This is a genomic window from Paenibacillus sp. VT-400 (assembly GCF_001029205.1).
GTDB lineage: Bacteria > Bacillota > Bacilli > Paenibacillales > Paenibacillaceae > Paenibacillus > Paenibacillus amylolyticus.
Genome location: NZ_LELF01000067.1, coordinates 1,378,726 through 1,392,344 on the forward strand (window position 1 = coordinate 1,378,726; position 13,619 = coordinate 1,392,344).

Genomic DNA, 13,619 nt, shown 5'->3' on the forward strand with positions numbered 1-13,619 from the left:
TCTAATTATTAAAACACATCTATAATTAATATGTCGTATAAAATGTCGTTAAATTGAATAGTATCGTTAAATTTTTTTTAATATTTTACGTATTTATGGACATATCAGATGGTTTATAGGTATTTAGAACTGTTTATTTTAAAATTTCCCATTTTTTAGCTTCATTCTGTATTCTATAACATGGTGGGTAAAAATACATCCTTCAACAAAACAAAAATATGATGGCAGAGATGCAACAGAAGGCACGGATATACATCGGAAGCGGTTTTATCTATAATAACTACATATGCATTTCTCAAATTATGAGCAGCGGGGGTTTATAGATGAATCTTAAACAGATAGCAGCAGAGCGTGCGGCAGAATATGTTGAAGATGGAATGAAGGTTGGATTGGGTACAGGTTCAACAGCTTATTATGCCATCTGCCGGATCGGTGAGCGGGTACGTGATGGATTGAACATTCAAGCGGTTGCCACTTCAGAGGCTTCAGACAAGCTTGCCCGTGAATGGGGGATTCCCATCGTCCCATTTGACCAGATTGGACGTCTGGATCTGACCATTGATGGTGCTGATGAAGTTGATCCCGAATTTAACCTGATTAAAGGGGGGGGCGGGGCTCTTTTGCGTGAGAAAATCGTGGCGGCCAATAGTGACAAATTGATTATTGTAGCGGATGGCAGCAAAGCCGTGCAAAAGTTGGGGAAATTCCCGCTTCCAGTTGAGGTGGTTCCATTTGCTTCTGAGTGGACCTTCCAGGCGCTCGAAAAATTGGGGTGTCAACCACAGTGGCGGATGGATGGACAGCAACGTTATCTGACAGACAACGGAAACCTGATAGCAGATTGCCACTTGGAGGCGATTGATCACGCTGCGGACCTTAATGTTCAATTGAACATGTTACCAGGTGTTGTTGATAACGGACTATTTGTGGATATGGCTAGTACAGTCATTCTTGCCAATGCGGATGGAAGTATCGAAGAGCTTCATCGTTCTTAATATGGAAGAGGGTGCTTTTCATCGTATGAAAGAACTGCCAATCGTTGATGGTGAACTTGTACTCAGGTGTGTGGAGAAACAGGATCTGAAAGAACTCTATGAATTGATCTACAGTGATGACGTACCTGAATGGAAGCAATGGGATGCACCCTATTACCCACTTAAACACGAAAGTTATGAAATTTTTGAACAAGGTATGCTCAAACGTATGGACGTAGATCCAGGCGATTCCAGACCCGTATCAATCCGTATTATTGAATCCGACAGACAAATTGTGGGTACAATCAGCTATTACATAGAAGATGAGTTATCCATGTGGCTGGAAATGGGGATTGTAATATACAGATCTGTCCAGTGGGGACGCGGGGTTGGCACACGCTCACTTGTCATGTGGTCAAGTCATTTGTTCGAACAGATGCCTTTGGTTCGGGTTGGATTGACTACTTGGTCTGGTAATGAACGTATGATGCGTGCGGCTGTGAAAGCCGGATTACAGGTGGAGGGGCGAATGCGGAAGTGTCGTATCGTTCGCGGGCAGTACTATGATTCAATTCGTATGGGGATGCTCCGTGAGGAGTGGGAGCAGAAGCTTGCCCCTCATACGAGCCGAAATGTAAACAACTGATGGAGGATTATTGAAATGCTGAACACGGAGGACAACCGGGAACTGTCTTTACAATTATTCGTGGTTCTTGTTCGGGCCTACAATTCTGTGACCTCACGTTCCAATCGGGACATCCAGAGTCACGGACTGAATACGACAGAATTTGGTGTGCTTGATTTGTTATATCATAAGGGACCGCAGGCATTGCAAAAGATTGGTGAAAAGGTCTTAATGTCCAGTGGTAATATTACGTACGTTGTAGATAAGTTGCAAAATAAAAATCTGCTGTTTCGTCGACCATCCAAGGAAGATCGGCGTGTCATTTACGCTGAGTTAACCGAAGAAGGAAGAGAATTGTTCACACAGATATTTCCTCAACACCATCAGGTCATCATTGATGCTTTGGAAGGACTTGACCCTTCCGAGAAAGTGGATGCGATTAAGATGTTGAAGAAGCTGGGACTGGCGGCAGAAGGGAAAACTGACTTGCGTTCATAACGCAGGTCAGTTTTTTTTGTGGATCTCGAAAAGTACAGGTATATACTGGCTGACTGACTTGCAAGGCCCTCCATAATATAGGAAGATTGTTCTATACATTCATGGTGTGTAAAACATGATCATCGAAAGTTCATGTATAATGGAACAGAACGATTAAGAGCGGAATGGATGGATTGGATCAAGTAGAAGAACCTATCCCGATTGCAAGTTAACTAACATCGATCTCATTCTGGATTAGTCACGAATGAAGATTGAGTGTGATGCGGGTATGAGGAGGGTGGCATCTATGAGTCATCAAGAAGCAGGAGAACGTTTGCTCCAGGAATCTGCGAACTTAGCTGATAAAATAACGGAGAAACAGTATCTCAGACAGCCCGATTTACTTGACCGATTTGGCGAGAATGGAAAAATGCGAACCAAACAGGATTCGGAGTATAGCTTGAACTATTTGGCAGAAAGTGCGCTCGTACAGAGTCCAGGTCTGTTTACTCATTATATTGCCTGGCTGAAAGTTTTACTTGAGGGTTATAAGGTATCACCAGAAGACCTGGTGATTAATCTCAATCTGATCAAAGAGACATTGGAAGAAGAATTTGAGCATCCGTCAAAGGCGCTTCTGCTCGAGTATCTGGAGATGGGAATATATAGAACAACACATATGGAGTCACAGGCGGGTTACATCAACGAATCCATGCCATATGGAGATGCCGCGCAATCGTACTTACAGTGTTTGCTTGAGAATAAACGGAAAGAAGCCTTTGAGATCATTGAAGCCCAGTTAGAAGCCGGGGTGACGATTCGTGATATTTATCGATATATCTTTCAGCCTGCCCAATATGAAATTGGACGATTGTGGCAATGCCATCGTATTAGTGTGGGGCAGGAACACTTTTGTACGGCAGCGACCCAGTCATTCATATCACGTCTTTATTCTCGCTGGCTGATTCATACGGGTCAGGATAAAAAACTAGTGGCTACTTGTGTAGGCAGTGAACAACATGAGATCGGACTGCGTATGCTCACAGATGTGTTCGAGATGGAAGGTTGGGATACGCACTATCTGGGAGCCAATGTTCCCAATGGAAGTGTAATAGAGGCTATAGAGCGGCATCAGGGCGATGTTGTTGCGATTTCAGTTACGATGACGTATCACCTTCATCTGGCCAAAGAGTTGATTCATCTGATCCGTCATCATCCGGCAACGGCACATGTGAAGATTATGGTTGGGGGATATCCCTTTAATATTGATCAGGAGTTGTGGAAAACGATAGGAGCTGACGGTTATGCTCCAGGAGCCGATGAAGCGGTAGTGGTTGCAGAACAATTACTGGCTCAGCCAGCTACTTGTAATCAGCTTGATATGGTTAGGGATTAAGAGAGGGATGATGTGATGTCTAATGAGGGCGGAGAGATACAGAGGCTACGCAGAACGATTGAGCAGTTATCGGATCAGATGATCCGGAGTAAAGAGCAAGAGGAACGGACACTTACGGAATTCTCGGATATGAATAATGAACTGGTGACACTCCAACGTCTGCTTGCAAAGAACAATAACAGTCTTGAAGCTGCACGTCAGCAAGCAGTAGATGCAGGTGATTCGAAAATCGCATTTATTGCAGGCATCAGTCATGATTTTCGTACGCCATTGAATGGCATATTGGGGATGGCTGAGATGCTGAAGCTGTCTCCATTGTCTGAAGAACAGGAGAATTCCGTTTCCGTTATACAGGATGCTGCCAAACTGCTACTTAAGCTGATTCAGGATCTTCTGGATCTGTCCAAACTTGAGGCGGGTCAGATGCGACTTGAACTGGGAGAAGTGGATCTGCAAGAGACGATAAACTATATTGTTCGTTTGCTCGAACCCCAAGTCAGAAAGAACGGAAATCAGTTATCGATAGACTGTGACCCCAGAATCTCTACCCTTCTTGAAGGGGATTCAACGAGGATTACACAGATACTGATCAATCTAATTCAGAATGCGAACAAATTCACATCAGAAGGTACAGTGCGGATACGAGTCGCCCTTATGAAAGATGATGAGATTACACAAATGATCCGATTTGAAGTCGAAGACACGGGCATTGGTATCTCGGAAGAAGATCAGAACCAGTTATTTCAACCCTACGTGCAGACTGAACGAGGACGCTCAAGTGAGTATGGAGGAACGGGCCTTGGATTATCGATCTGCAAGTCGCTCGTTACACTGATGGAAGGTCAGATTGGAGTAGACAGTCAGGAGGGTGAAGGATCAACATTCTGGTTCGAACTTACACTTGGTAAGAAAGACGGTAACCAGTCTGTTGCTTCCGCTCAAGAGCATCAGGGGCAGGATATGGATGATGAAGCTCCTCCTGTATCTGTATTGCTGGCCGATGATAATGTCATCAACCGGCAGCTGGTTATGTTGCAGCTCAAAAAACTGGGAATAAACCAAGTGGATGCTGTAGTGAATGGGGAAGAGGCAATAGCTGGTTTTCTCAGCAAAAAATACAGTTTGATTCTCATGGATTATATGATGCCAGTGATGGACGGTTTGGAGGCAACACGCAAAATCCGCTCGATAGAAATGGATGAAATGCGCCATACCACACCAATCATTGCAATGACAGGTAATGTCATGCAGGGAGAGAAAGACAAGTGTATGGAAGCCGGGATGAATGACTTTATTGGCAAACCCTTCACGCTGGAAATTTTGAGTAAGATGATCGAGAAGTGGCAGCAATCCTCCGAACCGACCGAGGTACTAAATATGAGCATCGTACATGAGATTGCGGAATTAAACACCGATGGCGATCGTACACTCCTTGGTATGTTGTTGGACATGTATCGTACCGATACACCTGGCAAAATTGAGGCGCTGCGCAGACATATTGTGTCCGGTGACCATGTTGCTGCAACCGAGGTAGCCCATGATCTGAAATCAGGGAGTTTGAGCCTGGGGATTCGTTATTTATCAACTTTGTTTGCTCAGATAGAGCAGTTCGCGAAGGAAGGTCAATCACGGAAAGCAGAACCTTTGCTGGATGCTTTGTTACCCGCCTATCAAGCAGCATGTGCAGCACTGCAACGAGTAAGTAAAGATTGAATATATCTTAATAAGGAAAGAGGGTAGGGCTCGTTCATGTTATTCTACGTACTTGCAGTACTGGTACTGATCGTTCTTGCACTTCTGTGGACAGGAGGGCTTTATTTTTTCAAAACGGCCATTCGCCGTACGCCAAAAACGTTTTTGGTAGATAATCCAAATCTGATGCCTGAACCGGACAATGAAATCATTAGCAGTGCTTCTGACCTGAAGTGGCTGGATGCTCAGCCTACAGAAGAGATATCTCTTCAATCACATGATGGATTAAAACTGTATGGTACATGGCTCGGTTCCAATAAAGGGTCGAATCAGACGGTTATTCTGGCACATGGTTATTCGGGGAGAGGCAGAGAAATGGCTGGATTCGCCCGGTTTTATGCGGAAAAGCATGGTTATAACGTACTCATGCCAGATGATCGAGGTCATGGACAGAGTGAAGGTGATATCATTGGTTTTGGTTGGTTAGATCGGAAGGATTATGTCCAGTGGACCAACTGGGTGCTTGAAAAAGTGGGTACACAAGGGGAAATCATATTGCACGGCATATCCATGGGAGGAGCAACCGTACTGATGACAGGTGGTGAAGTTCTGCCGATTCAGGTTAAAGCGATTGTATCTGATTGTGCGTATACATCCGTGGAAGAAGAACTGACGTTCCAGTTGAAGCAATTATACAAGCTACCTGCATTTCCGTTTATACCTGTCACAAGTCTGATCTCCCGGTGGAAAGCAGGGTATTCCTTTAGAGAGGCTTCGGCTCTCAAGCAGCTTGCCAAAGTTAACGTTCCCGTGTTATTCATCCACGGAGAGGCTGATACGTTTGTACCAACGGAAATGGTGTACAGGTTGTATGAAGCCTGCCCAACCGAAAAGGAATTGCTGACCGTCCCCCGTGCGGGTCATGGCACAGCGTTTCAAGTCGATCGCACCGGATATGAGGCGGCACTGGAATCCTTTATGAAGAAAAATCTGTCGCCTGCTTTTAATTGATTTTTTTGTGACAATCTGGGTATTAAGTAGAAGATGCAAATCATTTACTAAACGATGGGGGTATCTTGATGGGAAACGAACAATTTGAGGCTGCGCGAAAAGCAGAGGCAGGTTATCATTCCAATTTCTATCAGAATAATGAATTATTCGCCTCTGGTACCTGGATGTCGAGGCCCATGCCCATGGTGATGGATATGCTGGAACGTCTACTTGCTCACAAGGAGGAGTTGCGTGTCCTCGATCTGGGATGCGGAGTCGGAAGGCATACGATACCGATTGCACAGCGCCTTGCAAAAACGAACAGTGAAGTCATCGGTGTGGATTTACTGGATGAGGCAGTAGATGGACTTCGCAAGTATGCGAAAGAATATCAGGTTGATCATATCGTACAGGCAGTGAAAGCAGATGTTGAACATTATGCTGTGGAGCCAAACTATTTTGATTATATCGCTGCTTGTTCTTGTCTGGAACATGTCTCAAATAAACAAGCCTTTATGGAAGCGATAGACCGGTTACAGGCCGGAACTCGTACAGGGGGCATTCATTGTATTACGATGAGCACCAATGTGGAGGAGAAAGAAATCAATACAGGAAAGGAGATTGAACCATTAATTGAGCTGAACCTGCCCACAGCCGAGGCGATTGCTATACTGGAGGATGCCTACAAAGGCTGGAATATTCTGCTTCAGGAACATGTTACACAGACGATTGAAGAGGAAAAGTATGATGAACCGACACAATTTCGTTGTGAACTGCTTCGTTTCGCTGTGCAAAAGCAATAAATTCTCTGCCGGGACCTGACAAAGGACCCGGCACTCTTAATGTGTGGTCTGAAGGGAGATGGTTAAGGATGAATACATATGTAATAGGGATGGATGGAGGAGGGAGCCACACGCGTGTGGCTGTCGCAGATCAGAACGGGAAGATTGTATCCTATGTGCAAAAGAATGGTTGCAACCGTTATCACGATACCAATGCTGAGCAAAATGTGCTGGAGGGTATCGGAGCTGAATCGGCACACGACTTGAACTTTTAGAGGCTAACGACTACAATACGATAACGGAAACAAGCAAGGTATAGGAGGAATCAAGGTGTTAATTAATCTGAAATCACGCATACAGGAGCCGGAAGTACAGGAGCTGTTGTCCTACTCGGTCTTTCCTGATCCGGATCACTTGAACCGTACGTTGCAACAATATGTAGAGAAAGACGAATTGCAAATGGGCGGTTACGAAGATGAGGGACAATTGATCGGTCTGATTGGATATGAGAAGACAGGAACAAGTGAGGTTACCATTCATCATATCTCGGTTTTGCCTGAAAACCGCTTTAAAAATTATGGACGTGGTATGATCTCACAACTGTTGGCAACATACAATCCCGATAGACTGATCGCTGAGACCGAGTTGGAAGCCGTCGAGTTTTATCGGAATACGGGGTTTGTGGTATATAGTCTGGGTGAATTATACCCAGGTGTGGAGCGATTCCGTTGTGTGCTTGAAAAAGAGGAAGATACAGACGAAGAGTAGCACAGAGGCATTTTATTACTTTAAGAAATATATGGATTATAATCAGTACAGGATGTTGGATTTGGCAATGAGCTGAGTCGGACGTCCTGTTTTTTTTGTCGTTTTCATCAGAAAAGCAGGAAAAAAGTATTGCTTTGTAAGATTGTTTCATTATAGAATAGTTTCACAGAAGAATAGTTCGTTAAGTGAACTATATAGATTCGGGAAAGGAGAATGAAGAATGAGTACACCGGATGCAAAAAGTTTGGTGAACCGCTATTTGGATGCTTCCTTTATGGTCAATAAGCGGTTTGATACGCGGATACGTGAACAAGTGGGGCAGACCATAACGACCGATCAGTTCTGCGCACTTCGTCTGATTGAAGAGAAACCTTTCTGCACGCCCTCTGATCTTGCAGAGCTTCTGTGTATAGGTAAGAGCAGCATTACCGCTTTGGTCAACAAGCTGGTGGATCGCGATCTGGTCCATCGGGCCGGGGATGAACGTGACCGCCGCGTTGTATATCTGACACTGACGGATACCGGACGACAGGTATACAGGGAAACAGAACAGGAAATACAGCAGATTCTGGAGCCGTATCTGGTTCATTTTAAACCGGAAGAAGTCCAAATTTTCATTGAATCTTTTGAGAAGCTTGCAGCTTTGCTATCGCATGAAGGAGGACGGGAGAACGAATGAGAACGATACTAAAAGCAAGATGGTGGTTAATGGGGCTATGGGTTGTTGTAGCTGCCGTGTTGATGTTTACCGCCCCTAACATGAGTGAACTGATTCGGGAAAAGGGACAGTTTTCGGTTCCGGAAGGGTACTCTTCCACCCAGGCAGCAGCGATTCTGAATGAAGCTGCAGCACAAAAAGGAGAACAACAGGGGAGCCAGATCGCCCTTGTATTCTATAATCCCGATGGGCTGGGCACCACGGGGAAACAAGAGGCAGAGAAGGCAGTTAAGCAATTGGAGGCCGACAAGGAGAAGCTCGGCATTCTGTCCATTCTGGAACCTTTCTCTCAGCCTGAACTGTCCGAGAAGATGATCTCAGCTGACGGAAAAACGATTCTAACATCGCTATCCATTGATCAGGGAGATCGTACGGTCAAGGAAATGCGGGAAGACCTGAATGAAGCATTGAAGTCCGTCAATGTGGAGCACTACATAACCGGTAAAGGTCTGATTGATGAGGACACCATTGAAAGTTCCCAAGAGGGGCTTAAGAAATCGGAATATATTACAGTTGTCTTTATTTTACTCATTCTGTTCCTGGTCTTCCGTTCGTTTGTAGCTCCTTTTGTACCGCTGCTGACGGTGGGGATCAGTTACATTGTATCGCAACAGATTGTTGCATTCCTGGTGGATGGGATGGACTTCCCGATATCCACGTTTACACAGATCTTTATGGTCGCCGTCATGTTTGGGATTGGTACGGATTACTGCATCCTGCTGATCAGTCGGTTCAAGGAAGAACTGGCTCATCATGAGAATACGTGGGATGCCATCATTGCTACCTATCGTACTGCCGGTAAAACGGTACTCTTCTCAGCACTAGCTGTGCTGGTTGGATTCATTGCGATTGGCTTTGCCCAGTTTATGTTGTACCGTTCTGCGGTTGCCGTAGCTGTAGGTATTGCAGTGATGATGCTTGCCTTGGTGACTATCGTACCATTCTTTATGGCGGTGTTAGGCAAGAAATTATTCTGGCCGTCTAAGGGTTCACTTGAACATGCGGAGAGCAAGATCTATGGTGCAGCTGGTCGCTTTTCACTTAAACGTCCATGGGCTGCGCTGCTCATCGTTGCAGCTGTCTGTGTGCCTCTTCTGGCAACCTACGATGGCAAACTGTCGTTCAACAGTCTCGATGAGATTGGCGAGAAATATGATTCAGTAAAAGCATTTAACATTATCTCTGACAGCTTCGGTCCGGGTGAATCACTGCCGGGTCAGATCGTCATCCAGAACGATGAAGCGATGGATAATGCAAAGTATATGGCCGTTGCCGAGAAAATTAGCCGGGAAGTAGAGAAAGTAGCCGGAGTCTCTGGTGTCCGTAGTATGACACGACCTACGGGTGATGAGATTAAAGATTTTGAAGTTACACAGCAAGTGGGAACATTATCGGATGGACTGGGTGAAGGCAAGACGGGTCTGGACAAAATCCGTGATGGCCTGAGTGAAGCCAGCAGTCAGCTAAGTAAAAATGAACCACAGTTAAAAGAAGCTGCTGATGGAGCAGGTGAACTTACCAAAGGAACCTCCCAGTTGCAATCGGGTATCACGCAACTCAGTGAGGGACTTGGGCAGATTGAAAAAGGCATTCGAGATGGTTCCGCAGGTGCGGGTGATCTGAAAGCCGGACTTCAGCAAGCCAAAACGAGTGCAGATCAACTTGCACAGGCGAACAATCAGTTGCTTGAAGCCTATCGTCAGGCGGGAGCAGGGGTCGCTGCGCTGGGGGATGGAACCCGCGAACTGGAACAACAGCTGAACGGGGTTTCAACAGCTCTAACCAGTCTGTCCGAATCCTTCACAGCACTTGAAGAGCGTTATCCTGAATTGCAGCAAGATGCTGATTACCAACGTATCAAAGGTACGATTGGTGAAACAGGTTCTGGCACAGCGCAGCTTGCTCAAGGTTTGGGTCAGATTAAGAGCAAGCTGGGAGAAGCCGCCGCTGGAATTAATCAGGCCAATGAAGGGTTTGCCTCCGCAGCAGCCGGACAAAAGGCGCTTGCCGATGGCCTGGGCCAGATTGTAACGGGAATCGGTCAGTTGCAATCCGGTCTCAAACAGGCTGCGGATGGTCAAGGTAAAGTGATTAGCGAAATTCCTTCCATTCAGGATGGACTTGGTCAGCTTCAGGGTGGTCAGGAGAAGATTCAGCAAGGCTTCTCGGATCTGAGTGGTCAGCTGACACAACTGACAGATGGACTGAACCAGAGTGTCGATGGTATTAAACAGGTATCCGGGGGACTGGATTCAGCGCAGGACTACCTGACGCAATTGCAAAATTCACCAGATTCCGATCTGGCAGGTTGGTACGTTCCTGATGAAGCACTGAACAGCAAAGACTTCACACAGGTATTTGATACGTATCTGTCTGAAGATCGGAAAACGATGACGATTGATGTTATTTTCGCCGAAAATCCATACGGAACAGAAGCCATTGATCGTGTTCCTGACATTGAGGCGGCAGTACATCGCGCGGTACAAGGCAGTACGCTTGAAAAAGCAGATATCGCCATAGGTGGCGTTACCAGCACGTTTGCAGATTTGCAGGAGATCTCGAATAATGACTATACACGTACTGTAATGCTGATGCTGGCAGGCACATTTATTATTCTGGTCGTACTGCTTCGCTCGGTCATTATGCCATTGTATCTGATTGTTTCCTTATTACTGGCTTATTTCACATCGATGGCGTTAACCGAAGTGATCTTTGTTAATATCCTCGGATTCGCAGGCATTAGCTGGGTTACTCCGTTCTTCGGATTTGTTATGCTGATTGCACTTGGTGTGGATTATAGCATCTTCCTGATGGACCGTTTCAATGAGAACAAAGGTATGAAAGTACAGGATGCGATGTTGTACGCGATGAAAAACATGGGCACCGTTATTCTATCTGCCGCAGTCATTCTGAGCGGTACATTTGCTGCGATGTATCCATCCGGTGTTCTCTCGATGATGCAGATTGCCACAGTAGTCCTTAGCGGACTGATCTTGTACTCTCTGCTGTTCCTGCCATTCTTCGTCCCAGTGATGGTGAAGATGTTTGGCCGGGCCAACTGGTGGCCGTTCCCGAACAAGGAACAATCAGATTCCGTTGATTCGGATCGGACCATAGGCATGTAATGCATTGCAATGAATCAGGCTCTGCCGCGTTATGCGGCAGGGCTTTTTTCTTTTTTTTACCTCTACAGAAGAAGAAATATGGTTTTATGCAAAAAGAAGGGTGCATGCCTAAGGACACCATCCCGCGCCTTGTCTTGCCACTCATCATAAGATATAGAGCAGTTCATTATGGTTCAGAGAAATCACAGCAGAGAGGGGCGACGGGATGGTATATCGATATGTGGCTATAGGAGATTCATTAACGGTAGGTACAGGAGCGTTGCTGGGCACCGGCTTTGTTCCTTTATATCGGCGAATGGCAGAAATGAATGTTCGTACGTTTGTATCCATGGAAAATATGGGCGTGAATGGACTGACGTCGGGGGAAATGTTGCAGATGATCTCTTCGCATCCCCGAGTGCGGCAATCGCTCCGTGAAGCGGATATCATTACCATATCCATTGGCGGGAATGATCTGATTCGTACGTTTAAAGCAAGTAATGGCATTCCAAATGCCAGCAAAATGACACAGGTGCTCGGAGAAACCCGCAGTAATGTATCCCAGATCATGCGGCACATTCGGCAGTTAAAGGGCAACCATGAGTATATGGTCCGATCCATCGGATTGTACAACCCGTATCCACAAGCGACGGAAGCTGCGTACTGGGTGCGCCAATATAATTCGTTTCTGAATGGAGCGGGATCAGGCAACTATGCGTGTGCTCAGGTGTATGACAGGTTTGAAGGTCGTGAACGTGAACTGTTGTTCTGGGACAGAGTGCATCCCAATGCAAGAGGGTATCGTGTCATTGCGGAGCAGCTTAATCGGACGGGATATTATCCGTTCTCTTGATCACTTTGGAACAGAACTAGACCAAGCGATGGACTTCCTTTAAGATAAATAAAAGACAGTTCCATTTTGTGAGATAAAGGGGTTAATTTTTGGTGCAAAACATCGATTCTGGTTCCCTCCATCCTTCAGAGCAGCAGCGTATATCCGAAGTGTTGGCCTTATATGGTTTTACATCGGATTGGAAAGGCGAGCGGGGAAAGGGTGGGATGAATAATTCTACTTACATGCTCCATGTAGACGGGACTAATTACGTCATGAGACAATATGAAACACATAATGATCCGATGAAAATCACCTTTGAACACGAGGTGCTGGCAGCCCTCCAACGTTCGAACTTTAAGCTTGATACACCTTCACTTGTAAGGCGGTTATCTGGTGAGAGAGGTACGTTCCTTCCTGTAAAAGATACCCTGACAGGTCATACCAAAATTGTGACTCTGTTTCATTATAGGGAAGGCGTCAATCCCATCTGGCATACACCAGATCAATTGATAGGGCTCGGTAAAGCGGCGGGGGCCCTGTCTTCTGTTATGGCTACCCGGGATATACCACTTGAACCTGTGTATCCACCATATTATCGAATTCAGGATGCGTATCCGCTCTGTTCACCAGAACGATTATTACAGTTATGCACATCCCCGCCAGAGCAATTGGCCTCATGTGCAAATGAGTTGAAGCAACTGAGAGAGGCGCTGCCAGATCTGTTTGAAGCCCTGCGGGGTATGGAACATCTGCCGCATCAATTGGTTCATGGGGACGTGAATGCCTCGAATGTATTGGTAGATCAGCAGGATGGTGAAATCTGTGCCATTTTGGATTTTGAATTTGCGACATGGGATTTGCGGGTAATGGAGCTGGCTGTTCCGATGTCTGACCTCCTTACCATGGACAAGAGTGAAGATTGGATGTGGCAGGCACAGGAGGGACTGATCAGGGGATTTCGGGAACAGGTCAGCCTGAAACCGGAAGAATTGCTGGCTATACCTCGATTGATTTTGCTGCGTAGTCTGGATGTGGTCATGCATTTCATCAGTCGGATGTTCGAGGGTACAGATGACCCGGAAGTGGCTGTGGAGCAGATTGTGAAACTCAAACAGCGGATTGACTGGATGCATCTCCATGAAGAACGACTGCGTGAGATATTGGTGTATTAATATCGTTATTAAGAATAAAGTGCACTGGTTCTGCTCATACGAGGGCAGAGATCAGTGCACTTTTATTGGTTAGAAAAGTGATATAT

Annotated in this window: 13 protein-coding genes; all 13 read left to right on the forward strand. The window is 45.9% G+C overall.

Annotated features, from left to right (window positions below; all coding sequences use genetic code 11):
• Positions 1-323 precede the first annotated feature (323 nt).
• The 13 genes from rpiA (at position 324) to EL84_RS16975 (ending at position 13,533) form a co-directional block, all read left to right on the forward strand.
• Positions 324-995 (forward strand): ribose-5-phosphate isomerase RpiA, encoded by a 672-nt coding sequence (rpiA, locus tag EL84_RS16915; protein WP_047842431.1) that lies wholly within the window; start codon positions 324-326, stop codon positions 993-995.
• 25 nt (positions 996-1,020) lie between these two features.
• On the forward strand, positions 1,021-1,620 hold the full coding sequence (locus tag EL84_RS16920) for a GNAT family N-acetyltransferase (RefSeq protein ID WP_047844246.1): 600 nt from the start codon (positions 1,021-1,023) through the stop codon (positions 1,618-1,620).
• A gap of 15 nt (positions 1,621-1,635) precedes the next feature.
• Entirely contained in the window at positions 1,636-2,097 is a 462-nt protein-coding gene (locus tag EL84_RS16925; RefSeq protein WP_017689273.1) for a MarR family winged helix-turn-helix transcriptional regulator, read from the forward strand.
• A 286-nt stretch (positions 2,098-2,383) separates the two neighbouring features.
• Entirely contained in the window at positions 2,384-3,472 is a 1,089-nt protein-coding gene (locus EL84_RS16930; protein ID WP_047842432.1) for a cobalamin-dependent protein, read from the forward strand.
• A 15-nt stretch (positions 3,473-3,487) separates the two neighbouring features.
• The gene (locus tag EL84_RS16935; RefSeq protein ID WP_047842433.1) at positions 3,488-5,185 is read left to right on the forward strand and encodes an ATP-binding protein; all 1,698 of its coding nucleotides are present in this window, start codon (positions 3,488-3,490) and stop codon (positions 5,183-5,185) included.
• 36 nt (positions 5,186-5,221) lie between these two features.
• Complete coding sequence (locus EL84_RS16940) at positions 5,222-6,175, forward strand: alpha/beta hydrolase (RefSeq protein ID WP_047842434.1); 954 nt, start codon at positions 5,222-5,224, stop codon at positions 6,173-6,175.
• Between the two features lie 68 nt (positions 6,176-6,243).
• Entirely contained in the window at positions 6,244-6,957 is a 714-nt protein-coding gene (locus EL84_RS16945) for a class I SAM-dependent methyltransferase (RefSeq protein ID WP_047842435.1), read from the forward strand.
• A 68-nt stretch (positions 6,958-7,025) separates the two neighbouring features.
• Positions 7,026-7,211: a hypothetical protein gene (locus tag EL84_RS16950; RefSeq protein WP_036670270.1), complete on the forward strand. Its 186-nt coding sequence runs from the start codon at positions 7,026-7,028 to the stop codon at positions 7,209-7,211.
• A gap of 55 nt (positions 7,212-7,266) precedes the next feature.
• Positions 7,267-7,704: a GNAT family N-acetyltransferase gene (locus EL84_RS16955; RefSeq protein WP_047842436.1), complete on the forward strand. Its 438-nt coding sequence runs from the start codon at positions 7,267-7,269 to the stop codon at positions 7,702-7,704.
• Positions 7,705-7,924: 220 nt separating this feature from the next.
• Positions 7,925-8,383 carry a MarR family winged helix-turn-helix transcriptional regulator gene (locus tag EL84_RS16960; protein WP_047842437.1) on the forward strand — a complete coding sequence of 153 codons (459 nt, stop codon included), beginning with the start codon at positions 7,925-7,927 and terminating at the stop codon, positions 8,381-8,383.
• A complete protein-coding gene (locus EL84_RS16965) occupies positions 8,380-11,547 on the forward strand; it encodes an MMPL family transporter (protein WP_047842438.1) in 3,168 nt (1,055 codons plus the stop codon). The genes EL84_RS16960 and EL84_RS16965 overlap by 4 nt, the downstream gene beginning before the upstream one ends.
• Positions 11,548-11,752: 205 nt before the next feature.
• On the forward strand, positions 11,753-12,379 hold the full coding sequence (locus EL84_RS16970; protein WP_017689264.1) for a GDSL-type esterase/lipase family protein: 627 nt from the start codon (positions 11,753-11,755) through the stop codon (positions 12,377-12,379).
• Positions 12,380-12,471: 92 nt separating this feature from the next.
• Complete coding sequence (locus EL84_RS16975) at positions 12,472-13,533, forward strand: phosphotransferase (RefSeq protein ID WP_053061518.1); 1,062 nt, start codon at positions 12,472-12,474, stop codon at positions 13,531-13,533.
• Positions 13,534-13,619: the final 86 nt, after the last annotated feature.